This window comes from Dysgonomonas sp. UBA7710, assembly GCF_002482385.1.
Lineage (GTDB): Bacteria > Bacteroidota > Bacteroidia > Bacteroidales > Dysgonomonadaceae > Dysgonomonas.
Window position 1 is genome coordinate 281,519 of record NZ_DLFW01000002.1, and the last position, 24,169, is coordinate 305,687.

At 39.9% G+C, this 24,169-nt stretch carries 23 protein-coding genes; 18 read left to right on the forward strand and 5 right to left on the reverse strand.

Translation table 11 applies throughout. The annotated features are described in order from the left end of the window. A partial coding sequence (locus B3317_RS01525) for a hypothetical protein (RefSeq protein WP_291107830.1) occupies positions 1-221 on the forward strand: 221 nt, incomplete at its 5' end. A 97-nt stretch (positions 222-318) separates the two neighbouring features. On the opposite strand, the gene B3317_RS01530 is transcribed toward B3317_RS01525, so the two are convergent. The 4 genes from B3317_RS01530 to B3317_RS01545 all read right to left on the reverse strand — a co-directional run bounded on the left by B3317_RS01530 (position 319) and on the right by B3317_RS01545 (position 6,752). Continuing rightward, on the reverse strand, positions 319-2,688 hold the full coding sequence (locus B3317_RS01530; protein ID WP_291107833.1) for an alpha-L-rhamnosidase N-terminal domain-containing protein: 2,370 nt from the start codon (positions 2,686-2,688) through the stop codon (positions 319-321). A 116-nt stretch (positions 2,689-2,804) separates the two neighbouring features. Next, the gene (locus B3317_RS01535) at positions 2,805-3,296 is read right to left on the reverse strand and encodes a metallophosphoesterase family protein (protein ID WP_291107836.1); all 492 of its coding nucleotides are present in this window, start codon (positions 3,294-3,296) and stop codon (positions 2,805-2,807) included. Next, positions 3,293-4,201: a 1,4-dihydroxy-2-naphthoate octaprenyltransferase gene (gene menA, locus B3317_RS01540; RefSeq protein ID WP_291107839.1), complete on the reverse strand. Its 909-nt coding sequence runs from the start codon at positions 4,199-4,201 to the stop codon at positions 3,293-3,295. The genes B3317_RS01535 and menA overlap by 4 nt, the downstream gene beginning before the upstream one ends. Positions 4,202-4,298: 97 nt before the next feature. Further along, a complete protein-coding gene (locus tag B3317_RS01545) occupies positions 4,299-6,752 on the reverse strand; it encodes a DUF5686 and carboxypeptidase regulatory-like domain-containing protein (protein WP_291107841.1) in 2,454 nt (817 codons plus the stop codon). Between the two features lie 195 nt (positions 6,753-6,947). Here B3317_RS01545 and B3317_RS01550 point away from each other — a divergent pair, with 195 nt between their 5' ends. The 12 genes from B3317_RS01550 (at position 6,948) to B3317_RS01605 (ending at position 18,750) form a co-directional block, all read left to right on the forward strand. Then, positions 6,948-8,333 carry an aspartate kinase gene (locus B3317_RS01550; RefSeq protein ID WP_291107844.1) on the forward strand — a complete coding sequence of 462 codons (1,386 nt, stop codon included), beginning with the start codon at positions 6,948-6,950 and terminating at the stop codon, positions 8,331-8,333. A gap of 406 nt (positions 8,334-8,739) precedes the next feature. Continuing rightward, on the forward strand, positions 8,740-9,561 hold the full coding sequence (locus tag B3317_RS01555) for a MotA/TolQ/ExbB proton channel family protein (RefSeq protein ID WP_291107847.1): 822 nt from the start codon (positions 8,740-8,742) through the stop codon (positions 9,559-9,561). A 67-nt stretch (positions 9,562-9,628) separates the two neighbouring features. After that, positions 9,629-10,240: an ExbD/TolR family protein gene (locus tag B3317_RS01560; protein ID WP_291107850.1), complete on the forward strand. Its 612-nt coding sequence runs from the start codon at positions 9,629-9,631 to the stop codon at positions 10,238-10,240. Between the two features lie 33 nt (positions 10,241-10,273). Beyond that, the gene (locus B3317_RS01565; protein ID WP_291107853.1) at positions 10,274-10,933 is read left to right on the forward strand and encodes an ExbD/TolR family protein; all 660 of its coding nucleotides are present in this window, start codon (positions 10,274-10,276) and stop codon (positions 10,931-10,933) included. Positions 10,934-10,957: 24 nt separating this feature from the next. Continuing rightward, positions 10,958-11,791, forward strand: coding sequence for an energy transducer TonB (locus B3317_RS01570; protein WP_291107855.1), 834 nt, complete (start codon positions 10,958-10,960; stop codon positions 11,789-11,791). A gap of 90 nt (positions 11,792-11,881) precedes the next feature. Further along, positions 11,882-12,079, forward strand: a complete 198-nt coding sequence (locus B3317_RS01575; RefSeq protein WP_291107857.1) for a hypothetical protein — start codon at positions 11,882-11,884, stop codon at positions 12,077-12,079. Positions 12,080-12,104: 25 nt separating this feature from the next. Then, on the forward strand, positions 12,105-13,079 hold the full coding sequence (locus B3317_RS01580) for a PstS family phosphate ABC transporter substrate-binding protein (RefSeq protein ID WP_291107860.1): 975 nt from the start codon (positions 12,105-12,107) through the stop codon (positions 13,077-13,079). Between the two features lie 65 nt (positions 13,080-13,144). Beyond that, positions 13,145-14,794: a tetratricopeptide repeat protein gene (locus B3317_RS01585; RefSeq protein ID WP_291107863.1), complete on the forward strand. Its 1,650-nt coding sequence runs from the start codon at positions 13,145-13,147 to the stop codon at positions 14,792-14,794. A 216-nt stretch (positions 14,795-15,010) separates the two neighbouring features. Then, on the forward strand, positions 15,011-16,279 hold the full coding sequence (gene metK, locus B3317_RS01590; RefSeq protein WP_291107866.1) for a methionine adenosyltransferase: 1,269 nt from the start codon (positions 15,011-15,013) through the stop codon (positions 16,277-16,279). Positions 16,280-16,356: 77 nt separating this feature from the next. Next, on the forward strand, positions 16,357-17,241 hold the full coding sequence (locus B3317_RS01595) for a DUF4271 domain-containing protein (protein ID WP_291107869.1): 885 nt from the start codon (positions 16,357-16,359) through the stop codon (positions 17,239-17,241). Next, positions 17,232-17,990 (forward strand): uroporphyrinogen-III synthase, encoded by a 759-nt coding sequence (locus B3317_RS01600; RefSeq protein ID WP_291107871.1) that lies wholly within the window; start codon positions 17,232-17,234, stop codon positions 17,988-17,990. Before B3317_RS01595 ends, B3317_RS01600 begins: the two co-directional genes overlap by 10 nt. 61 nt (positions 17,991-18,051) lie before the next feature. Then, positions 18,052-18,750: a M48 family metallopeptidase gene (locus B3317_RS01605; RefSeq protein ID WP_291107873.1), complete on the forward strand. Its 699-nt coding sequence runs from the start codon at positions 18,052-18,054 to the stop codon at positions 18,748-18,750. A gap of 85 nt (positions 18,751-18,835) precedes the next feature. Here the strand turns inward: B3317_RS01605 and cdd are convergent, their stop codons facing one another. Further along, complete coding sequence (gene cdd, locus B3317_RS01610) at positions 18,836-19,318, reverse strand: cytidine deaminase (protein ID WP_291107875.1); 483 nt, start codon at positions 19,316-19,318, stop codon at positions 18,836-18,838. Between the two features lie 126 nt (positions 19,319-19,444). Between cdd and B3317_RS01615 the strand changes: the two genes are divergently transcribed. The 5 genes from B3317_RS01615 (at position 19,445) to trmD (ending at position 24,168) form a co-directional block, all read left to right on the forward strand. Further along, a complete protein-coding gene (locus B3317_RS01615; protein WP_291107877.1) occupies positions 19,445-20,380 on the forward strand; it encodes a glucosaminidase domain-containing protein in 936 nt (311 codons plus the stop codon). A 34-nt stretch (positions 20,381-20,414) separates the two neighbouring features. Beyond that, a complete protein-coding gene (locus B3317_RS01620; protein ID WP_291107879.1) occupies positions 20,415-21,296 on the forward strand; it encodes a DUF3078 domain-containing protein in 882 nt (293 codons plus the stop codon). Positions 21,297-21,457: 161 nt separating this feature from the next. Then, positions 21,458-22,597 carry a DUF4468 domain-containing protein gene (locus B3317_RS01625; RefSeq protein ID WP_291107882.1) on the forward strand — a complete coding sequence of 380 codons (1,140 nt, stop codon included), beginning with the start codon at positions 21,458-21,460 and terminating at the stop codon, positions 22,595-22,597. Between the two features lie 17 nt (positions 22,598-22,614). After that, complete coding sequence (locus B3317_RS01630; RefSeq protein WP_291107885.1) at positions 22,615-23,376, forward strand: SDR family NAD(P)-dependent oxidoreductase; 762 nt, start codon at positions 22,615-22,617, stop codon at positions 23,374-23,376. 108 nt (positions 23,377-23,484) lie between these two features. Next, positions 23,485-24,168 (forward strand): tRNA (guanosine(37)-N1)-methyltransferase TrmD, encoded by a 684-nt coding sequence (trmD, locus tag B3317_RS01635; RefSeq protein ID WP_291107888.1) that lies wholly within the window; start codon positions 23,485-23,487, stop codon positions 24,166-24,168. Position 24,169 lies beyond the last annotated feature (1 nt).

A 24,169-nucleotide genomic window follows, 5' to 3' on the forward strand; every position in this document is an offset into this window, starting at 1 on the left:
AAAAGGTAACAAAGGTAACAGATATATCAGTAAACAGTCAACAGTTAGCAGTCAACAATATTTCACGCAGAGACGCTAAGGCGCAAAAGGTAACAAAGGTTACACTTTTTTACTTATTACTTTTTACTCTCTCTGTAAGTCCCCATTGGGGGATTGAGGGAGAGAGCCATTTCAAGACTTCAAAGAACTCTAAGCTGACAACTAAAGGCTTCCGGCTCTAATAATATAGATAAAGTTATAAATGAAAAATGCCTTTAGTCAAAAATAGTTGCTTTGACTAAAGGCATTACGCTGAATAATACTTACCATAGAAAGAGTCTATTTTAAATCAATCTTTTGCATCCCCCCATTTAACTGAATGGTCTGTCCATTCCAAACAAATGTACCCCCAATACCGGAAGGGATCTCCACTGTTCCGATGATACCTTTTGTCCCCTGTCTTTTCAGAGCTACTTTTATTTCTCCTTGCGGGTGAGGAGTAGAGCTTGAAACTTCTTTGAGTCCGCCCAGAGATGGTTCTATCTTCACCATTTTATAGTTAGGAGATGCAGAAGATATACCGCAGATGATAGCGAAATAGTCATAAAGCGGGCTTGCACTCCATGCATGACAGTCGGATCGTGCCGGTTCCGGTTTTTCAGCAAAGGTAGTCAGTCCTATCTTTATCATATCGCGCCAATAGTCGAGAGACGGATAATACAGGTCGCCAAGTCCTGATACTTTCAATGCCTGGGTCAGATAAAACCTGTAGTAAAAAGTAACAGGTATCAGGCTTGTGTCGCCTACAACTTTTCTCATTATCCCTTCTTTCTCGCTATCTGGAATAGTATTGCTAAGGACTGCCATTATTCCTGCATGCTGGCTGAATGATTTTTTCTCCGGAGTGTCGGCCATCTCGTTCCGGGTTTTATCGAAGCAGAGGTTATATGTTGCCTTAGTTAATTTTGTAGCCAGATTAGTATATTGGTCAGCTTCGCATTCTTTTCCAAAATGCTTGTAAAGTTGTGCTGCCTGATTGAGAGTATAGGCCAGATGTAATGTAATAACCGAGGAATTGCCGTCGTCGGCACCCGGAGGTACTCCATTGGGGAATCTGTCGGTGTAATCGGTAAAGTTCCACCATGCCATCGGGCCCAGCATTCCTTTCTCTTTATCCATATTACTTTCATACCAACCGAAAACCGCATCTATCGCCGGGAGGAACTGTGCAACAAAGGCATCGTCCTGCCTGTACATCCAGTAATCATAAATCATGGATACCCAATAGAGTGAGTATGGAGGTATTACTTGTAGTCGGCTGCTCGGATAACGTCCCTGTGTCAGTCCGTTAGGAACTCTGGAATTGTAGAAGTCGAGTATCGCTTTACGCATCAGGCGATCATCACCTGCAACATAAAGTGAAATCAAAGCCTGGATACGGGTGTCTCCCGGATATTGCAATTGTTCGTAATACGGGCAGTCGTAATAAGTTTCCCCGGCGCAAAGACGTGCCGTGCGCCAACCTACATCCCATATATCCTGCAGCGATTTGTCGTCAGATGCGAATTGGGCTTTTTGTGCAAATGGGTAACCTGTAAAGTAAGCATACAGGTCATTGATAGTTAAAGCTTCGTCCGCTGTAGTGATGTCTACCTGTATATAACGGTAGGTGCGCAGCCATAATGTGCTGAACTGTCTGTCGGTTCCCCCGTCAGGCAGAAAGATGTCATAATTGCCAATCACGGATAGTCCTTCTATTTTATTGCGGTCTCCTTTCTGTAAATTCTTGTCCAATAATGCTTCCGTATAAGTTAACTGTATGGACGAGCCCTTACCTCCGGTAACGGAGAGTATAGGATATGCTGTAGTATTCACTTCCTGATCGATGAGGATGGATACTTTCGAATTTGCAGGTACTTTAAGCGGATTTGTACCTTGCAGGAATTTATCAGTCACAGACACTCCGTCCGTCTTTCTTATTTTCTGCATGCGCTGCATGCTTTCTTCCATCAGGGGAATGTTGCGGGGGGTAAGTTGCCACAGGTTATCAGTACCGATACTATAAGGAGATGGTGATGTTATTGCAATAGCATTGTTCCAGTCTTTGTCGTTATATCCGGCCTGTTGCCATCCCCATGGATACTTGGATGCATCTATGCGGTCGCCCGGCCCGATGACCATATAGGCTTGCAGGCGTTCACCATTATCAGTTGAGCATGGTGAATAAGATTCATTTTGTATTACTTTCCATGTATTGTCGGTATTTATGGCCTGTTCTTTGTCACTGTTGCCCTGAATGACGAATCCCGTCTGATTGGATATTTGTGCTACAGGAGCCAATGTTCCCATATTCCAGACTATAGATGCTATTGTGTTATTTCCTTTTTGTAAAAAAGGGGCTATATCGACAGTTTCGAAATACCAGTTTACCAAATCGCCACGGGCGGGGCCGAAGCATACGGACTGCCCGTTTACGAACAATCTGTAACGGTTATCGGCCGAAATGTGTATGATAAACTTTTCGGGAATTTGCTCCAGGTTAATTTGTTTGCGGAAATGAAATACACCATAATCCTTTTGAGGTGTATCAGGACAAGTGATCCAGCTTGCTGTCCAGTGGTGTTTTAATAATTCGGGGTTGATTTCTTGTGCATACACCGTGCATCCAAAAGCCAGTATAGCCAAGAATAAATAAAATCGTTGAAACATGGAAATCAATATTTAAGGTTCTGTACGCAAATATACTAATTTACATAGCCTAGCGATTGAGTAAAATGATACGAATCATTTGAATATTGATTTTTAAGATTTCCTGAAAAGGACAATCAATCATTCAGTTCTATTACTTCCAGATCCGAAATATTACCCTCATCCAGAACAAAGCGTATCAGTGTCCTTACCTTATGGAATCCATATTTTCCGGCAGCCCCGGGATTTATATGCAGGCAATTCAGCCTTTTGTCGAACATCACCTTTAATATATGCGAATGCCCGCAAATAAACAGCTTGGGCGGGTTGGCGAATAGGACGGAACGGGCTCGCGGGTCGTACTTGCCCGGATAACCGCCTATGTGTGTCATCAGTACATCCACCCCTTCGAGTGTAAAACGCAGGAATTCGGGATATGCCGCCCGTATCTTGCTGTCGTCGATATTTCCATACACAGCCCGGAATGGTTTAAAGGCTTCGAAGCGCAGGGCAAGGTCCATAGAGCCGATGTCGCCTGCATGCCATATCTCGTCACATTCGGCAAAATATTTTTCGTATTTGTCGTCCCACCAGCTATGGGTGTCGGATAAGAGGCCTATCTTTTTCATTGCAGATTGATACATATGATGAAACAAACGGACAAAACGAATGTGCCCATAGATGTATATTTGAGGTAGGGGTCGAGCAGGCGGTTTTCCTTTATACGAAATATATCCCTCAGCAACTTGATGAAGATAAGGAAGCACAGCAGGTACAAATATTGGTACCAATGGTTTGCATACAAAATAGAATATACAGTAAAACAGGCTAGCGCACCGAATGTAAGGAAAGCATGATAGTACTTCGCATTCCTGAAGCCGATACGCACAGGAATTGTTATTTTATCCGAATTCTTATCATTCTCCATATCCCGCATATTGTTCAGGTTGAGTACGGCGATAGTTAGCAATCCCAGTCCGGTTGCAGGGAGCCATGGCATAAAATCCACGACATGTGTATGCAGAAAATAAGTACCTACTACCGATACCAATCCAAAAAAAGTAAAAGAGAATATATCGCCCAGCCCTTTATACCCATACGGATTTTTACCTGCTGTATATTTTATTGCTGCTACAATGCTGGCGGCACCCAGAATCAAGAATAGAGCGATATATCTCCAGTCCATAAATTGGAGTGCTATATATATAAGGAGTATGCCAACAATTGCAGCTACGGCGATTGCTGTCATAATGGCGTTTTTCATCTGCCCAGGGGTGATAGCTCCGCTTTGCACTGTGCGCTGGGGGCCTACACGTTCGCCGGTGGTATCGGTGCCATGCTGGTAATCTCCCAAATCATTTGCCATATTGGATAATAACTGGAGGATGGTTGCTATCAGTATAGTAAGTACACAAACGGAAAAGCTGAAATTTCCGGTGCTGTATGCTATTCCACTGCCACACAAAGCGGTTGCAACAGCCAGAAACAGGGTGCGGGGGCGAAGTGCCGATATCCACGATTTGAACGAAGCCATTATTTATTGCTGAATTTTATGAAGTGCAAATTTACAAGAAATAAAATACAGGTAAGTCCAAATCTGGGATTTTTAATTCTTTTATATCTTCCGGTTCTTACTTGAATAATTTCTTCGATTTTTCCAAATCGAACATGATACGGATTGCGAAGTCCTGATATTCGGCTTTTCTGAAAGAAACAAATGTACCGAAATTTAAGAGGCGGGTTATATTAATGGAATAGCCTATTTCCGAATATAACTTCATGTCCGGGGTATATAAATTTTTAAGGTGAAGGCTTTCTGTAAACATTTTGCCTTGCAGAAAAGGCAGGCGTTTTAGTAGTAAATAATTACTGTCATAATTGAATTCGCCTTTCAACCAGTGCTTGTTGGTCGATGCTGTATAGTTGTCGAGTAACATAAACGAAGTGAACGGTGATCTCAGACTGATGGTTATGTCCGATGTATTGAACTGCTGGAAGTCGGCAAAATGCATTTTATCCTTATTGCCCAGAAATCCTCCCCCTTCGATGTGATAACCGAAACGGGAGAATTCGTTTAACCTGAGTTGCTGATATATTCCGAGCCTTAATTTCCTGTATTTCGAATTGTTTGTCTGCCACGAAGCGAAAGCTTCGCTATACCTGATGAAGAATACGGGAGAAGCAATTCTTTGGTATTTTTTCACGCCGCCGTTCAGTGTGTAATATACATATGGTATATAATCTACTCCTATATTATAGGCTGTTCTGTCGAAGCGGTCACCCGAAAACATATTGGGAGTTATCCTGCTTTTCTTGCCCCATGTATAATCCGTATGATTTGATAAGCCCGAGCGTTTTGCAGTTTCAATCCCTGTAATAAGCGTCAGTCCGTGAGTCAGTTCGATATTATTGGACACAGATATGTAATCATTCTGATAAAAATGGTTGTAGTTTCTCCCCCTTATCAGGGAGTTAGTTGCATTATTGAACCTGTGTATGCCCGTAGGATTGAAGTCTTCACTGACAGAACCACCGGAAATTATCAGTTCGCCCATCTTCGTGCGGGAGTAGAGCAGATTGATATCACCGCCTCCGACTATTCTTTTTCGAGAAGTTGTGTAATATATATAAGGCGATATACTTAGTCTGTTATTTTTTCCGATTCTGGTGGTCAGATCGAATTTTTGCCCAAGCCATAATCCGTCGACGAAGTTATATTCCGGCACACCGAGCAGTAATCCATCAAATTTGAAAGTGAAACGGGTAGAATCACCCCCTATTTTTCCTCCGCTGAAAATATCCGTGAAAGAGAATTTGGAATTATAATGACCTTTGCGTACCGAATCGATATGCTGCTGTATGGAATCTTTTTTTACATAGCTTACTATTTCCCTCTCTTCCAACGGTATCACGCGTATACTTGCCCAATATACCGAATCTCGTTTGGTGGCAAGGCTGTCCGATTCTGTTTTATAAAGTGAGTCTCTTTTTATCTCGAAATCTCTTTTCTTCGTTTTTTTCTTTTCGGCAAGTTCCTTTGCTATTTCTTTGTTAATCTCTATATTCTTATATTTAAGTGAAGCGTAGTAATTGAATGTGAATTTATTCCCCAATATATCTATATTCGAATTTATAAGATAAGAAACGGGAAGGAAGGCATCCTCTGCTAATTCCTGATATGCGATAGTATGCTCTTCTTTTACGCCATATACATTACTGGTCAGCTCGGCGGAATAAATATGCCATGTATTGTCGGCAATATAGATATATCCGCTGTATAATACGGGGTCTTTCATTTTCGGCTCCACTTTTATTTTATTTACTGTTACATCACCGTCGTCGAAGAACCCTTCATATCTGAACCTGTAATAAGTAAAGGCTTTAGGATTTAGCGGGGATATAAACATACCGGCCTTGGGCATATATAGGGACGATTGTATGACACCCATCGCATCTTTTGCATCGAGATTGTCGGGAATGCTGCTCGAAAAGGCTTTTACGGTTTGCCGGTACTTATCCGGAGAGGTGAATTGTACTTCATTAAAGGATTCCTGTACAAATATCTGGTTTTGCAGTTCGGATAATTTAATTCCTTCCGCATTTTTCGACAGCCTGTCTACCAGGGAGCCAACTTTTAGTATCTCTCCGTTCCCTTTTATATATACATCGGCCGTATATTCTTTTATTGATCCTGCATAGAGAGGGGCCTTTTCTATGGCTTTCCGCATGATGGGATAGGCCGGGTCTTCATTGTTGGAGACAGTGACTTCTTTCAGTGTATATGGGTTTTCTTCCAGCGTGATGTCCAAGATTAGCGTTTCGTTGCCTCTTATTTGTATTTTCCGTTCCTCTTTTTTTAATCCGAGACACTTATATTCTACATTGTAGCTGCCGGCAGGGAGATTTGTCTGATAAAATCCATCGTCGTTACATACCAGTCCCTGATTTACTTCCTTAATATATATGGAACTTCCATAGAGCGGTTCTCCCGATTTGTCGGTAATTTTGCCTTTGAAATTTTGTGCAGATACAGACGTGTGGGTGAAAGATAGGATTAAGAGAATAAGAATGTAAAGGTGTTTCATCTGGATATTCGTTAATTAACTTAGTTAAAATAACTACAAATATATCAGATTTATTATATTATGTGAAGTGTATCATTTTCACTAAAGATTAAATTTTTGTTACAAAGGGGTGACAATATTCTATAAATGAGTAGAAAATAGGATAATTTTATTATTTTTGCGCAGTTTAAAAAAGTTGAAGTCTTAAATAATAAAATGCTTACAGTAGAGAAAATTGGCGGAACCTCCATGTCCCAGTTTAAAGATGTGCTGGAAAACGTGATTGTAGGGAAAAGGACACCCGATGAAATGTATAACCGTATATTTGTGGTGTCGGCGTATAATAATGTGACTAACTGGCTGTTGGAACACAAAAAAACGGGTGAGCCGGGGGTTTATGTACAATTTCTCGAAAACAGTGATTATAGTATAGGACTCGATAGCCTGTGTCAGCGCCTGTTGCTGATAAATAAAGGTTTTGAAGAAATAGGTCTGGACCAGCTCGAAGCCCGTGAGTTTATCACATATCGTATCAAGCAGGCTAAGACCATGTTGCACAGTCTAAGTAAGGTGATGGCATCCGGCTATGTAAATGCGGATGATATTTGTCTGGCTGCACGTGAGATTCTGGCTTCATTGGGAGAAGCTCATTCTGCATGGAACTCAGTTAACATTCTCAATAATAATGGTATATCGGCGCGGTTTATAGATTTGTGCGGGTTTAACGACTCTCTGCCCCTTACTATCGATGAACGGATACACAGAGCATTCAAAGGAGTCGACTTTAGTAAAGATTTATGTATAACCACCGGGTATACCAAAGGAACAGAAGGTATTATGCGTGCTTTCGACCGTGGCTATACCGAAGTTACTTTCAGTAAAGTAGCTGTAGAGGTGCATGCCAATGAGGCTATTATACATAAGGAATACCATCTTTCGAGCGCCGACCCTAACATTGTCGGGGTCGAAAAAACGGTTCCGGTAGGGCGTACGAATTACATTATAGCTGACCAGCTGGCTGATATCGGTATGGAGGCAATTCATCCCAAGGCTGCTAAGCCGCTGGAGCTGGCGAATATAGATATACGTATAAAAAATACATTCGAACCGGAGCATCCCGGTACGTTGATAACAAGGGATTATGTGTCGGAAGTACCTAAAGTGGAGATTGTTTCAGGTACAAATAAAGTGTTGGCTATCGAAGTACATGACCCTATGATGGTAGGAGAGGTAGGCTTCGACCTTAAAATAATGCAGATATTTGCTAAGTATGGAGTAAGTTATATACTAAAATCGACTAACGCTAACTCCATAACTAACATTGTCTGGGATAATTATAAATCACGTGAACTGATTGCCGAGCTAGAACAGAATTTCTATCAGGTAGTTGTAGAGCGGGTTGCACTGGTTTGTGCTATGGGTACTAATATAGCATTGCCGGGATTCCTTTATAGGGCGGCAAAAGCGTTGTTTGACAGGGGTATTAATGTAGAAAGTTTCGGGCAGTCGTTGCGTCAGGTAAATATGCAGTTTGTAATCAAAAGAGAATTTTACAATGATGCTGTAATAGCGCTTAATGATGAATTGTGCATAGATAAATAGATTTAATAAGACTTTTTTTATATTTTTTAATTGTGTAGAATCATTTTTAATTCTATTTTTGTTAGCTGTAATAATGGAATATTTTGCAGATTTAATACCTAGTGGACACATCTAGATGTAGAAACTCCACATATACAGATATATAGACCTTTGAATTTATTAGTAATAATTTTTATAAAGTTGTTTTTTTCAAAGAATAAAAACCTATTTTTTACGTTATATTTAACTGAAAGCGTTAGTCGGAGTGCAATTTTGGAACAAAATACATTGAAAGATAAAACGGAATAGTATATTTGTAACCTAAAATTGACGCCCTGAATAGCTTTTTTTGAGTTTGAAATATTGAATGTATAACAATCATAAAACAAAAAATTGATTCACTAAACTTAAATTATTTATTATCATTATGGAAACTAAAAAACAACAATCGAACAAAAAGCCTAGATCAAAAGGTGTTTCAGCTTTTGTAGTAGTTATTGGATGTGCTATCGTAGCTCACCTATTCTTCTATCTGGTAGCCGGTGCAGACAGTAACTTCGACGAAAAAGGACATCCGATCAACGGAAACATACTCGGGACTCTATTTCAAGGAGGTTTCGTAATTCCTATCGTAATCACATTGTTGCTTACAGTACTTACTCTTTCTGTTGAAAGATTTTTCGCGTTGAACAGAGCTAGTGGTAAAGGAAGTACAGCTAAATTTGTGATGAATGCAAAAGCTAAACTGGAAGCCGGTGATATCGCTGGGGCATCTAAGCTTTGCGACGAGCAGAAAGGTTCGGTTGCCAATATTCTTAAAGCAGGTTTAATCAGATATGCAGATGTTGAGAAATTGACAGACCTGCACAATGACGAAAAAGCTGCGATCATTCAGAAAGAAATTGAAGAAGCTACAACATTGGAACTTCCATATTTGCAACAAAACTTATCGGTTATCGCTACCATCTCTACATTAGGTACGCTGATGGGGCTATTCGGAACGGTGCTTGGTATGATCAAGTCGTTCGGTGCGATGGGACAAGAAGGAGCTCCGGACTCAACAGCATTAGCAATCGGTATCTCTGAGGCGCTTATGAATACTGCGATGGGTATCGGTACAGGTGCTTGTGCGATCATTTCTTATTCTTACTTCTCCGGAAAAGTTGAAGATATGACTAACGCTGTAGACGAAGTAGGTTTTGCTATTGGCCAGACTTACACTAACCTACACGGAGGTTTAGCTAAATAATTAAAAATTTTCGGAATAATTTGTGGAATTTCTGTGAAATTCTACTCTAATAAGTAAAAACAAGAAGATGGGAAAGATTAAGGTAAAAAAACAGAGCACGTTCATCGACATGACCGCGATGAGTGATGTTACTGTACTCTTGCTCACATTCTTCATGCTTACAGCAACATTCTTGCCAAAAGAGCCGGTACAGGTTTTGACACCGGCGTCAGTATCCGAACGTAAGATCTCTGAATATAATGTATTAACTATATTGATAGACACACAAGGACGGGTATTTCTGAATTTGGACGATGATAATGCCAAAAAATCGGTATTACAGTTGATGGGGCAAGACTATGGTATTACGTTTAACGATAAACAGGTAAGATCATTCATAGAACAATCACACATTGGTGTGCCTATGAGTAGAATGTCTGCTTTCTTAGACATGCCATTGAGTGCGCAGGATGAAGAAATCAAAAAAATGGGTGTTCCAACCGACAGTACTAACAATCAGTTGACACGTTGGGTGAAACATGCGCGTGAAATAGGTGGTGACAATATGCAGATTGCTATTAAATCAGACCAGACAACACCATATCCCGATGTGGATAAAGTGATGAAAATTCTGGTGGCGATGAAAGAAAACAGGTATAGCCTCGTTACAACTCTCAAGAAAATGCCGGAAGGCTTGTAATAATCAAATTTAAAATTTTAAAAAGAAAAGATTATGGCTTCAATAGAGACCGGTGGGGGAGAAGAAAAAAAAGGTAAACCGAAAAAACAGACGCTGAGGGTGGACTTTACCCCCATGGTAGATATGAATATGCTTTTGATAACATTCTTTATGTTCTGTACCACATTGAGTAAGCCGCAGGTGATGGATATCGCGATGCCTACCAATGAGAAACTGAACGAAGATGAAGAAGTAAAGGTAAAAGAATCAAAAGCAATCACCCTTATACTAGGAGAAAATGATAAGGTGTACTATTATACAGGTATACCGAATTATGAAGACTATACAACTTTGAAAGAAACAGATTTTTCACCGGAAGGACTTCGTGCGCTGCTTTTGGACAGAAACAAAACCATTGTGGCAAAAATGAAGGAACTGAAACAAGAGAAATTTGTGACTAACAGGAGAATGTCTGATGAAGAGTTTCAAGCAAGATCTAAAGAGATAAAAGGCGATAAGGACGGGCAGGTTGTCGTTATCAAACCTACAGCTGACGCCAATTATGCAAATCTTGTCGATGCTCTGGATGAAATGCAGATTTGCAGTATTGACAAATATGCTATCGTGGATATGACCGAAGGAGACCAATTTCTTCTGGAGAATCTCAAGACTAAGGGAGCTTATGGGGCACAGGCAGCACCACCAAAAAAGTAATCACATTATAAAAAGGAGTAAATTATGTCAAAAGATATCAGATTAAATTCCGCAGAATGGTGTGATGTAGTTTTTGAAGGGAAAAATAAACAGTATGGTGCCTACAGACTACGTCAATCATCTTCGAAGAGACATATCGTAGCATTCCTTGTCGTTTGTGTATTCGCGGCTTTTGTTTCAGCTTTACCAGGATTGGTAAGTGAAATCAAAAAACTTACGCAGAACCAGAGCGGACCAATGGACGAAGCTTATGAAATGTCTAATATCCCGGTAGAACAGGAAATTCCGGAAGAGAACATTATTAAACAAGAAACGGCTCCACCGCCACCACCGTTGAAAACGACAGTGAAATTCGTTCCGCCGACAATTGCAAGGGATGAAGAAGTAGCTGAAGAAAAAATGGTAGGCCAGGAAGAAATTCAGGAAACTAAAATCCAGATTTCGGTGGCTGACGTAAAAGGTACTGACGACAAACATGGTATCGATATCGCAGAGTTGAGAGAGCACAAGCAAATTGTGGAAGAAAAACCTGTAGAGGAAAAACCATTCGTTACAGTAGAGCAGATGCCTAGCTTCCCCGGAGGTGAAACAGAAATGCACCGGTTTATCAATGATAATCTGAAATATCCGGTTGTAGCTCAGGAGTCAGGGATACAAGGTCGTGTTACTATACGTTTCGTTGTTACCAAAACAGGAGCAATCTCAGATGTAACGGTAATCCGTGGTATCGACCCGTCTTGTGATAAAGAAGCAGTAAGGGTTGTAAAAGCGATGCCTAAATGGATTCCTGGTAAGCAAAACGGTTTGAACGTACCGGTTTACTTTACCCTTCCGATTGTATTCCGCTTGAAACAATAATGCATGTTTAAATAACAAACATAAAACTGAGTAAAGAAGAGAAGTTTGAAATTAAAAATCATCTTCTCTTCTTTTCCAATAATAGAAGATATGAAAGAAGAAAACAAGACTCCGGTAAAAAAAATATATGGATTTTTTATGTCTCTATTCTATTTTGGAATAGGTTGTGCATTGTCGTTTACAACAGTATTAGAGAATATTATTCCGATTGGAGTACCTCGTATCATAGGGGGAGTTTTACTTATTGTATATGGTTTATTCAGGGCTTACAGAGCTTGGAAAGAATAAATTTTGACAGTTAAAAAAAAGGTTTATGAAAAAGTTGAGCTTTATTTTATTCATCTTATCATTGGTTCTGTATTCGTGCAGTGGACCTAAGGTTACACGTACCGATACCCCGACCAGTGGCTTGGCAGCAATAGTTGCTGATGAATGTTTCGCACCTATCGTCCAGGAACAAGTCGATGTGTTCGAAGCATTGAACAGAGATGCTACTATTATCCCTATCTATACCGGTGAAAATCAAGCTTTCGACTTATTCATGAAAGACAGTGTGCGTGTTATTATAGCAGCTCGCGAACTAACTGCAAATGAAAGACTGATAATAAAAGAAAGAAACCGGGTTGTACGTTCGCAGAAGTATGGTACGGATGCCATTGCTTTGATCGTGAATAAAGCGAATACAGATACACTGATAACAGTAGCAGATATAAAACGGATAATGACAGGGGAGGTTCGTACATGGAAAGAGCTTAATCCCAAGTCATCGCTAGGCGAGATCGCCGTGACATTCGATAGCCCCAATTCAAGCACTGTCAGATACCTGAGAGACTCTGTCTGTGGTGGTAAGTTGGGTAATAATTTGAAAGCCAGAGCTTCGGATAGCACCAAAACTATTGATTTGTCTGAACGTACACCTAATCAGCAAGTGATAGATTATGTTGCGTCCACACCGAATGCTTTAGGCATTATAGGGGTGAACTGGATCAGTAATCCGTCCGATACAACCAATTTAAGTTTTATTAATAAAATCAATGTGATGGCTGTCAGTAGGGCTGAAGAAGCCACTGACAGAAACAGTTATCAGCCTTTTGCGGCTTATATAGGATTAGAAAAATATCCTTTAAGCCGGAGTCTGTATATAATAATTTCAGATGTGAGAGGTGGATTGCCATCAGGTTTTGTTAACTTTGCTGCGGGTGAAAGAGGGCAACGTATTGTGTATAAGGCCGGACTTTACCCTGCATATGGTTTAACACGGGTAGTAAGTGTAAGGCCTTCTTTATAGATATACTGTAGCAACTATATAAAATAGAATCATTAATCACAAAAATATTACTTAGAAAGATGAAAATGAAGTATTTTTTAGGCTCTTTTCTGAGCCTTATGATCAGCATTTCGGCCCTAGCGCAAAATAGCCCGGGGGCGGATTACTTGAGCCTCGGAGAATTGAAGCTAGCGAAAGAATATTTTCAAAAAACGTTGAGCCAATCTCCGGCAGAAGCAAATTACTATCTTGGTGAAATTGCATTTCAGGAAGGTAAAACAGCCGAAGCTAAATCATTTTATGAAAAAGCCCTGGCTGCTAATCCTGAGGCTGCCCTCGGTGCTGTTGGCTTAGCTAAACTGCAATTAAAATCAGATCCTAAAGCAGCTGAAGACCAACTGAAAGAAATTCAGAAGAAAAATAAGAAAGACGTAGCAGTCATTCTTGCTATTGCTCAGGCATATCTTGATAACGGCATGAAAGAAAAAGCTCTGGAGAAATTGCAGGATGCCCGTAAGGCAGATAAAAAATCTCCATATATATACATATTTGAAGGTGATATGTTAGCTAAAGAAAATAAACCGGGTGATGCAGCTATGCAATACGACCAGGCTATCAATTTCGATGCTAACTGTGTCCTTGCCTACATGAAAGGTGCGAGAGTTTACGAGTTTATCAACCGTAAAACAGCAACAGATATGTTGAAGAAAGTGATTGAAATAAATCCGAATTATAGTATAGCTTACAAAGCTCTGGCAGACGTATCTTATCGCGATGGTTTCTATCCGGATGCTATTGCAGCCTATAAGGAATATTTCAAAGGTGGTGATTATACAATCGAAGATATTACCCGTTATGCAGCATCAGAATATTTTACTCAACAGTATAATGAAGCAAAAACGCTTATTAGCGAAGGATTAAGCAAAGAACCAAACAACTTTGTATTGAATCGTTTGTCAATGTATACCAGCAGCGATTTGAAGGATTATGCAGCAGCGGTATCAGCCGGAGACAAATTCTTTAGTTTGCCTAAAGCGAATGATACGATCAAATATCTGAAGCAGGATTATCTGGCTTATGCAAGTTCTTTGAGTGAAACCGGAAATAAAGCTAAAGCAATCGAACAATATAAGAAACTGATAGAACTGGATCCTTCTAATGTAGATATATATAAAGAGATAGCAACTATCTGCGCAAACGAGAAAATGTATCCGGAAGCAGCAGAGTTCTATAAGAAATATACTGAACTTGGCGGAGAAAAAATTGATGCTCAGGATTTCTATCAGCTAGGTTTATATTATACCAATGCAGGTAGAGCGGCAAAAGCTGATACTATCAATGTGAGCGCAGAAGAAGCTAAAGCTAAGTCTGTCGAATTCTATAAGTTAGCAGACGGAGCCTTTGCTACAGTTAGTGAAAGAATGCCTGATAGTTATCTTGGTTTTTATCAGAGAGCACGTACAAATTTCGAACTTGACCCTGATAGCGAACTAGGTCTGGCTAAACCTCACTATGAGAAGACAATTGAAGTTATCCTGGCTAAAAACGATGGAGAGAACGCCAGAATATTGATAGAAGCATACAGCTACCTAAGCTACTACTACTATCTGCAGTTTGATAAAACTAAAAAAGCAGAAGATAAAGCTAATGTAAAATTATATGCAGAGAAGGTTCTGGAACTGGACCCTGAAAATGCAAATGGTAAGGCTTTATTCGAATTTGCAAACGGTAAATAATTCATCCGAATATAGTTGAGGTAACCCGGGCTTGATTAAGTCCGGGTTATTTTTTGTAAAAAAAATGATTAAGTAGAGAAAAAACTGTATCTTTGTAGCCAATTAAGTGGATAGATTTGTATTGATTGCAACCACATGAAAAAATGCTAAACCATTTTCTGCACTGCATTATACATATCCTTCCTGTTTTTTTAACAGTAAAATTCTTATATAGAAATGAGTTATTTATTTACATCTGAATCTGTTTCAGAAGGGCATCCGGATAAAGTTGCAGACCAGATTTCAGACTCTCTGTTGGATGAGTTTCTTGCATATGATGCAAACTCTAAAGTAGCTTGTGAAACGCTGGTTACTACCGGACAAGTTGTATTGGCCGGAGAAGTTAAATCAAAGGCATATATAGATATACCGGAGACTGCCCGTAAAGTAATCGAACGTATTGGTTATACAAAAAGTGAATATCAGTTTGAGGCGCAATCTTGTGGTGTTTTATCAGCCATACACGAACAATCCGACGATATAAACAGAGGTGTTGATGGCAAATCTGATCCGATGGATCAGGGAGCAGGAGATCAGGGTATGATGTTTGGTTATGCGACATCAGAAACGGATAACTATATGCCTCTCGCGCTAGACCTGTCTCATGCTCTTTTATTGGAATTGGCCGCAATCCGTAAGAACGAACTACAGTTAATGCCTTACCTTCGTCCTGATGCAAAATCTCAGGTAACGATAGAGTATGATGATAATGGAACGCCGTTGCGCATAGATACCATTGTTATTTCTACCCAGCACGATGAATTTGGTGACGATGCTACGATGCAGGCCAGAATAAAAAGTGATGTTATCAATATCCTGATACCTCGTGTAAAAGAAAAGTATGAGTTCAGAGAGGATATTTCGAAATTATTCAATGATAATATTACCTATCATGTAAATCCTACCGGACGCTTTGTTATCGGAGGACCTCATGGAGATACAGGACTTACGGGACGTAAAATTATAGTTGATACATATGGAGGAAAAGGAGCCCACGGTGGAGGAGCCTTTTCAGGGAAAGACCCGTCGAAAGTAGACCGATCGGCAGCTTATGCATCCCGTCATATTGCGAAAAATCTGGTGGCGGCAGGTGTATCTTCCGAAATATTGGTTCAGGTATCATATGCCATAGGTGTAGCCAAACCGATGAATATTTACGTAAATACGTATGGTAAGAGCAATTTAAATCTTACGGATGGAGAGATAGCCCGGAAAGTGGAAAAACTCTTTGATATGCGTCCGAAAGCGATCGAGCAGAGATTGAAATTGCGTAATCCTATATATGCCGAAACAGCAGCTTATGGTCATATGGGACGTGAGCCGCAAGTGGTAACCAAGTTATTCAGATCGCGCTACAATCCGGAAGGAGTATCTCGTGAAGTAGAACTGTTTACTTGGGAAAAACTGGATTATGTAGGTGCTGTAAAGAAAGAATTTGGCTTATAGTAAGAATAATCAGAGGGTGCAGATTTACTGAATACAGGGTCTGTGCCTTTTTGGCAATATATAACTAACGGATTATTTTGGTAAAAGATTCCATACCTCGTATCGATGTTGTAGGGGATAGCATCGCTTTAAACGATTCAGCCCGTCAGGACTTCTTTGGACTCCGGTCAGTTCAGGGAGAAGTGTTCGATATGGCAGATGGCGGTACCGATTATAGTCTGTATACAGAAAAAAGCGTAAGGAAAGAGAGAGCCGGACATGATGGTGTACATATACCATTTCATATAGAACAGGCTGATGGAGTATTCGGGTTGCTGTTGATCTGTTTTATTTTCTTTGCACATATATACAATGGAGGAATTGCTTTTCTTAAGGAAAATGTATCTCTGTTGTTCTCTTCAAAGAAAGGTCAGAGGATACACCGCCAGACAACAGTAAGGGAATATCTGTATAGTTATTTTCTTATTTTTCAGACAATAGTCCTGATTTCTATCTGTATCTACAATATTTTTATTGAGTTCGATTCACGGTCGGAGGCTGTTCAAAGACCATTCATTTCCATTTTATCATATATAGTACTCATCGGTTTATTCTTAGGGATAAAGGATGTCCTGTATCTTATGCTGGGATATATCTTTGATGAGAAGAAACGGATGGGAGTGTGGAGGCGGACGTATATTATCGGCATAGAAATTCTGGGTATGCTTTATTTTATACCTACATTATTGCTTATCTATTCGAATTACTATCATTTGCAGATTATTATTTTCATGTTGATTTTATTTCTAATCGTTCAATTAATACTTTTTTACCAAATAATAATCTTTTTTATTAGGGAAAAATTTAACTTTTTGTATCTGATTGCGTACCTTTGCACCTTTGAAATATTACCATATATATTTCTAATGATCGGCTTGGTTTATTTATATAGAATTGACGTATTTAACACACTATGGCTTTAAAAGTAAAGAAAGTCTTGATCTCGCAGCCTGCGCCTGTAACCGAGAAATCTCCATACTATGATATTGCTGAAAAATATCATATACAGCTGGACTTTCGACCGTTCATAAGAGTAGAGGGATTAGACGCTAAAGAATTTAGACAACAACGGATAAATATACAGGATTACACGGCTGTTGTATTCACTGCAAAAACCGCTATTGACCATTTCTTTGCCTTGTGCGAAGAGTTTAGGATTGTAATGCCTGAGACGATGAAGTATTTTTGTATTTCGGAAGCAGTTGCTTTGTATCTGCAAAAATATATTGTTTATAGAAAACGTAAAATATTTTTCAGTGCCACAGGTAAAATGGATGGCTTGTCAGCAGCTTTGACCAAGCATAATAAAGAGAAATTTATCGTACCTGTGTCTGATGTACATACCGAGGATCTGACAGCAGTCCTGGACGAAAAGAAGGTAAGCTATACCAAAGCTGTCATGTACAGGACAGTAAGCAATGATATTACCGAACAGGAAATCCTGTCATATGATATGCTTGTGTTTTTTAGTCCGTCGGGAATCGTATCCCTGTTCAAAAATGCACCTCATTTCAAGCAGGAGGAAATAGCCATAGGCTGTTTTGGAGCATCTACAGCAAAGGCTGTCCGTGATGCAGGTTTGAGGCTCGACTGCGAAGCTCCGCTTCCGGGTGTGCCATCAATGACTGCCGCCTTGGAAAGTTTCATAAAAGAGAATCATAAAGCAAAATAAGTTATTGAGATATATAAAAAGAAAAGCTTAACCGGACAGTTAAGCTTTTTTTGTACAAAGTATGGTGATTAAAGATAAAGATCTGGGCAATATAAAGCTTGTGAAAAATGCACAGGCCCGGAGGATTATTGTCCGTCGTAAAGATGATTACCTGCAACTGACGTACCCTCCGGGCGTAAGCATGTCTTACATAGAGAAAACAATAGAGGAGATGAAACCGCGCTTGTTCAAGCTTTTGGAAAATAAGAAACAGCAATATCTCTTTACCCCGCAGACAGAATTTAAAACGTTTAGTTTCGCACTAAAAATATCAGAAAGTACCTCGACAAGCAATTACTACTTAAAACTGAAAGATGGAATACTGTCTATATCATGCCCGCCGGATACGGAATATGACAGTCCTGCCGTACAGGCCTCAATAAGAGGCTTAATAGAAAAGGTATTACGCTATGAGGCCAAACGTCTTTTTCCTCAGAAGGTCGAAGCATTAGCGCATCGGCATGGCTTTACATTCTCGAATGTGAAAATCAATCAGAGTCGTACCCGTTGGGGAAGCTGTTCTTCGAAGAAAGATATAAACCTGTCTTATCATTGTATGTTGCTGCCGGAATACCTCGTTGATTTTGTTATCCTTCACGAACTTTGTCATACCAAAGAAATGAATCATGGAGAGCGTTTCTGGTTATTGTTGGATAAGGTGTCTGATGGAAAAGCAAAAGAACTGACGAAAGAGCTGAAAACGTTCAAAACAGGTTGGTAAATAGTTTAGTAACGAGTAAACAAATGAACGAGATACAAGTAACCGAATTATGAGTTGCCTGCACCATTATTAATTAAATAACAATCTATTCAGACAGCGATTCCTTTCCAAAGCTAAGCGGCAACAGGTCTTTTGCCGATTCTACTTCATAAATTTTATCCTTCCCGTACATAATTACCCTGACGGATGTTTTAAACCGGTTCTCCACTTCTACCATAACCTGCCTGCAGCCACCACAAGGGCAACAGGGTAAATCGGTGAAATCTCCATCATGAAATGCTGCTATGGCAATAGCTTCTACAGGCGTATCCGGTTTTTGGGAATTGGAAGCGAATATTGCTACCCGTTCAGCACATAAGCCCGATGGATACGCGGCGTTTTCCTGATTGTTCCCTGTTATGATTTCACCATCAGCTAGGAGTACCGCTGCACCAACATGAAAGTCTGAATAGGGGGCATATGCATTTTTTGTCGCTAATTTAGCTTCATTTATAAGCTTTTTTATATTTTCAGTACCTTCTTCAAAGGTATAAACGAGTATCTTTGTAGTTAAGTTTAAACTTTCCATAGTGAATGTTGTTAATTAGTAGAAGTAAGCGTTTAACGATCCGGTTACAGATTGTAACTTTCTATCGTTGTTTTACTTACAAATGTAATAAAAAGGTCTGAGACCTTAATTAAACATCATAAATATATGAAAAAAGCTTATTGTCTGAAGACTTTATCCCAATTTATTATATTAACTCTGCTTATCTTATTCCCTTCTGTGTCTGCTTTTTCCCAGGCTAAACGATATAAAATTTACGACGACTATATTGATACCTACAAAGGTATTGCGATAGATCATATGAAAAAATATAAAATCCCGGCAAGTATTACGCTTGCTCAGGGCTTACTGGAGTCGGGTGCGGGTAAAAGTTCTTTGACTCAGAGTTCGAACAACCATTTTGGTATAAAATGCCATAATGATTGGACAGGCGGTCGGGTATACAAGGCAGATGATACTCCGAATGATTGTTTCAGGAAGTATAAAAAAGCGGAAGAATCGTATGAAGATCATTCCCGTTTTTTAGCAGAGAAGCCGCGCTATAAATCGCTTTTTTCTCTGAAGATAACTGATTACCGGGGTTGGGCTAAAGGGTTGCAACAATGCGGATATGCCACGGACAAAGCATATGCAAACAAGTTGATAAAGATTATCGAAGACTATGAACTTTACCAGCATGACAAAAAAGGCGGAGGAAAAGAAAAAGACAAGGACAAGGAAGAGCAAATAGTAATAAGAGAATATAAGCATACTCCTTACAAAACTCACAATCTGATCTATGTGAGGGCTGAAGATGGAGATACATACGAGGCCATAGCTGCTGAATTTGGATTTAAGCCCAAAGATCTGTACAAATATAATGAAGTGCCGGAAGGTTTTCCTCTCAAGCAGGGAGATTTAGTCTATTTTGAGAAGAAGAAATCGAAAGCAGATAAACCCTATTACGACCATGTGGTACAGGTTGGGGAGTCGATGCATAGTATCTCTCAATTATATGGTATAAAAGTCAAGAATCTTTACAAAATGAACAAAAAGGATTTTGAATACGTTCCTGAAGAAGGAGATGTTTTAAAGTTAAGATGAGAATTGAAACACAAAACTTGAATTTTTATTAAGAATGAAACAATTATTTTTTACAGTCGCCTTTTTTATATTGGCAATGGGCGTTTATGCGCAGAATGATAAGGATAAACTCGAAGACGGGAAATGGTATCTGAAAGGAGTTACAGGCCTTAATGCTTCACAAACCGCAGTAAGTAATTGGTCGGCCGGTGGTGAGAATGCAATGGCGGGAACAGCCTACCTGAATGGATCTCTCGTTCGCAAAAGCGGGAACTGGCTTTTCTCGAATGCGCTCGCTTTGGAATATGGACTGACAAATACCAAGTCGCTGGGAACGCAGAAAACAAGCGATAAAATAGATTTTACCACTCAGTTAGGGTATTCTACTAACAATAAATGGTATTATACCATAATGGGCGATTTTAAGTCCCAGTTTTATAAGGGATATAATTACCCGGATAAAACGAATTATATATCGAAGTTTTTCGCGCCGGCTTATTCCAATATATCAATAGGTTTCGAGTACAGACCCAATACAAGCTATTCGCTTTACTTATCACCGCTTGCCGGAAAACTGACGTTTGTAGAAGATGACTACCTTTCCAGTATCGGCGCATTCGGAGTAGATCCCGGAGATAAGTTCAAAGCGGAATTAGGAGCTTACTTCAAAGCACGTGCCGAAAAAACACTGATGGAAAATGTAAAAGCCATATCGACACTGGATTTTTTCACGGCATATGACAAGTCTTTTGGTAATGTTGATGTAAATTGGGATTTACTGATTAGCATGAAAATAAATAAAGTATTGTCGGCAAGCGTGAATACGACATTGAAGTATGACGATGATGTAAAAATCGTAAATGAAGACGGTACTACCGGCGGTCCGAAAGTTCAGTTCAAAGAAATGATAGGAGTGGGGATTGCCTATAACTTTTAATATATAAGTAAAGTTCACAATATAAGCGGGATCAGCATTTTGTTGATCCCGCTTTTTTGAATGGAATCCGGTTTTAATAAATAATAAAAGGCCGGAACTTTGTTTGTCGGTTTCTGATTTTATGCTAATTTTATACAATAAACAAATTTAACCCGGCAAATATGAATAAATTCCTTTTAATCTCGTTATGTGCAATTACCTCAGTTCTGGCTTATGCCCAGGAGGATGCAAAATATTTAGCAGGTGCTGTACCTGAGGTTGACGGTAAAGTCATTTTTTTCAAATCCATACCGGTAAAGAATCCTATATCTGATGACGATTTATTCAATATCATGGATAAATGGGCGAATGACAATTATGGTTCTAATCTTAATAAGGATTTGGATAACAGGGTCCTGTTGTCTAATCCGGAAGAGAAAGATATAGCATGTCAGGGTGAGAAATTCCTTGTGTTCAAGAAGAGCGCGTTTGTATTGGATCAGGCTAAAATGGTCTATCAGCTGATACTGGATATAGACGGAGGTAAATGCAATGCCACTGCGCGTTATATCAAATATGAATATTCGGATAGTAAAACACCGCTATCTGCCGAAGAAATGATAACGGATAAAATTGCGCTGAATAAGAAAGGTGATAAGCTGAACAGGTATTATGATAAATTTCGCAGACAGACAGTTGATAGCATCAATAGTATATTCAATTCTATCGATAAATATTTGAATGGTACCGTTACAACAGGGGTTGTCTCTTCAGCAGTTCCTGCATCGGTAGGTGTTCCAGACAGACAGGAGAATATCTCTCCGGCATTGGCTACAGCGACTAATGCGCTTGCTGAAGTTTCCATTCCCGGATTTAAAAAGGTAGATACAGGGAAGATCCCCGCGAGCCTGCAAGGCAGCAAAGCTTTAATCCTTTCAGGGTCGTTAAGTAGTCCTTCCGTTGTTCCTGCGTCATGGGGCGGTGTTACTTCATTGATGGAACGGCCCGTGGCATTGAGTAATGTCAATACTGCGCAATATGCAACAGGAGCAATAGATAATGCCGGAACTTATACAATATCGTTTTATACTGAGGTGTATGCCGACGCATTGAAGGAATTTGAAAATACGAAAGGAAATATTAATGATAAAATAAAGGCTTCCGGACTTACGCCGGTTATTGCACCTTCGGGTGCGCCTGTATTTACAGAAGCATGGATGGTTATCGAATGTAAAAAGGCTGGAGTAATGCCGTCTTCCGATCCAAAAGCCGCGTCGGATAAAACATATTTGGGTGAAATATTGAACGTTTGGATAAAATAACCACAGAATAAAAGCTCATGAGAAAAATAGCTTTAATCACCGGAGCTACCTCCGGACTAGGAAGAGCAATAGCTTTGCGATTGGCAAAGGAAGGCTATGATGTAATCATAACCGGACGCCGCAAGGATAGATTGGAAGAACTGGAACGGGAGATTGAAATAAAATACGAATCGAAGGTATATTCGCTTTGCTTCGATGTGCGGGTATACAATGAAGTAGAGAAAGCTATTACTAGTCTGCCCGAAGAATGGAAGGCAATCGATATCCTTGTCAATAATGCCGGGCTTGCCGTGGGACTAGATCCTATCCAGCAGGGAGTAATTGATGATTGGGAGCGGATGATAGATACCAACATCAAGGGGCTGTTATATGTGACCCGTGTAGTGTCTCCGGGGATGGTATCACGAAAATCGGGGCATATCGTTAATCTTGGTTCCATTGCTGGAAAAGGTGTTTATCCTAACGGAGCGGTATATTGTGCTACCAAACATGCTGTAGATGCATTGAGCCAGGGTATGCGTATGGATATGCTGCCATACAATATACGGGTAACTCAAGTTTGTCCGGGTGCAGTGAATACAGAATTCTCGCTCGTTCGCTTCAAAGGAAATCAGGATAGAGCCGATTTGGTATATGACGGGTACGATGCCCTGACAGCCGAAAATATTGCCGATGCTGTTTTTTATGCAGTATCCCAGCCACCCCATGTCGATATACAGGATATACTGGTGATGCCGACTGCACAGGCCAATGGTAGTATGTTCCATAAAAATAATTAGACAATATGCTAATGTGCCAATTAGCCAATAAAATAATTAAAAAAACAAGAACTTTTTGTCGCTTCGCGCCTTGGCACACCGGCATATTTTCTCATTATCACATTATTTATGCGGATAGATATCATAAGTGTTTTGCCTCAGATGTTCATGGGGCTTGTTGACTGCTCTATACTGAAACGGGCACAGGATAAGAGTCTTGTAAAAATAGTCGTTCATAATCTTCGGGATTATGCTACCAATAAACACCGGAATGTGGATGATTATCCCTTTGGTGGCGAAGCAGGTATGGTAATGCAGATAGAGCCGATTGATAATGCGATAACTGCATTGAAACAACAACGTAATTATGATGAAATAATATATACATCTCCGGATGGCGAAGTTTTCAATCAGAAGATCGCAAATCAGATGTCGGTATATGAAAATATCATCATTCTATGCGGGCACTATAAAGGTATAGATTATCGTGTTCGTGAGCATCTGATAACCCGTGAAATATCGATAGGGGATTATGTGCTTACCGGGGGAGAACTTGCTGCTGCTGTAATGGCAGATGCCATAGTACGGCTTATTCCGGGAGCAATAGGTGATGAGCAATCGGCTTTGTCGGATTCTTTTCAGGACAATCTGCTGGCTCCGCCTGTCTATACCCGTCCGGCAGAATATAAAGGATGGAAAGTCCCTGATATATTATTGTCAGGTCATCAGGCTAAGATAGATGAGTGGAAGTTGCATCAGGCAATAGAGCGCACCGAAAGGTTGCGTCCCGACTTATTAAAAAGTGAAGAGTAAA

Bases quoted from the DNA above. Each gene is read 5' to 3' on its own strand.
- B3317_RS01560 (WP_291107850.1), top strand. From the start codon at position 9,629: ATGGGAAAGATTAAGGTAAAAAAACAGAGCACGTTCATCGACATGACC.
- B3317_RS01600 (WP_291107871.1), top strand. From the start codon at position 17,232: ATGGCTTTAAAAGTAAAGAAAGTCTTGATCTCGCAGCCTGCGCCTGTA.
- trmD (WP_291107888.1), top strand. From the start codon at position 23,485: ATGCGGATAGATATCATAAGTGTTTTGCCTCAGATGTTCATGGGGCTT.
- menA (WP_291107839.1), bottom strand. From the start codon at position 4,201: ATGGCTTCGTTCAAATCGTGGATATCGGCACTTCGCCCCCGCACCCTG.
- B3317_RS01550 (WP_291107844.1), top strand. From the start codon at position 6,948: ATGCTTACAGTAGAGAAAATTGGCGGAACCTCCATGTCCCAGTTTAAA.
- B3317_RS01535 (WP_291107836.1), bottom strand. From the start codon at position 3,296: ATGAAAAAGATAGGCCTCTTATCCGACACCCATAGCTGGTGGGACGAC.
- B3317_RS01530 (WP_291107833.1), bottom strand. From the start codon at position 2,688: ATGTTTCAACGATTTTATTTATTCTTGGCTATACTGGCTTTTGGATGC.
- B3317_RS01630 (WP_291107885.1), top strand. From the start codon at position 22,615: ATGAGAAAAATAGCTTTAATCACCGGAGCTACCTCCGGACTAGGAAGA.
- B3317_RS01580 (WP_291107860.1), top strand. From the start codon at position 12,105: ATGAAAAAGTTGAGCTTTATTTTATTCATCTTATCATTGGTTCTGTAT.
- B3317_RS01605 (WP_291107873.1), top strand. From the start codon at position 18,052: ATGGTGATTAAAGATAAAGATCTGGGCAATATAAAGCTTGTGAAAAAT.
- B3317_RS01625 (WP_291107882.1), top strand. From the start codon at position 21,458: ATGAATAAATTCCTTTTAATCTCGTTATGTGCAATTACCTCAGTTCTG.
- B3317_RS01615 (WP_291107877.1), top strand. From the start codon at position 19,445: ATGAAAAAAGCTTATTGTCTGAAGACTTTATCCCAATTTATTATATTA.
- B3317_RS01545 (WP_291107841.1), bottom strand. From the start codon at position 6,752: ATGAAACACCTTTACATTCTTATTCTCTTAATCCTATCTTTCACCCAC.
- cdd (WP_291107875.1), bottom strand. From the start codon at position 19,318: ATGGAAAGTTTAAACTTAACTACAAAGATACTCGTTTATACCTTTGAA.
- B3317_RS01585 (WP_291107863.1), top strand. From the start codon at position 13,145: ATGAAGTATTTTTTAGGCTCTTTTCTGAGCCTTATGATCAGCATTTCG.
- B3317_RS01570 (WP_291107855.1), top strand. From the start codon at position 10,958: ATGTCAAAAGATATCAGATTAAATTCCGCAGAATGGTGTGATGTAGTT.
- metK (WP_291107866.1), top strand. From the start codon at position 15,011: ATGAGTTATTTATTTACATCTGAATCTGTTTCAGAAGGGCATCCGGAT.
- B3317_RS01620 (WP_291107879.1), top strand. From the start codon at position 20,415: ATGAAACAATTATTTTTTACAGTCGCCTTTTTTATATTGGCAATGGGC.
- B3317_RS01555 (WP_291107847.1), top strand. From the start codon at position 8,740: ATGGAAACTAAAAAACAACAATCGAACAAAAAGCCTAGATCAAAAGGT.
- B3317_RS01565 (WP_291107853.1), top strand. From the start codon at position 10,274: ATGGCTTCAATAGAGACCGGTGGGGGAGAAGAAAAAAAAGGTAAACCG.
- B3317_RS01575 (WP_291107857.1), top strand. From the start codon at position 11,882: ATGAAAGAAGAAAACAAGACTCCGGTAAAAAAAATATATGGATTTTTT.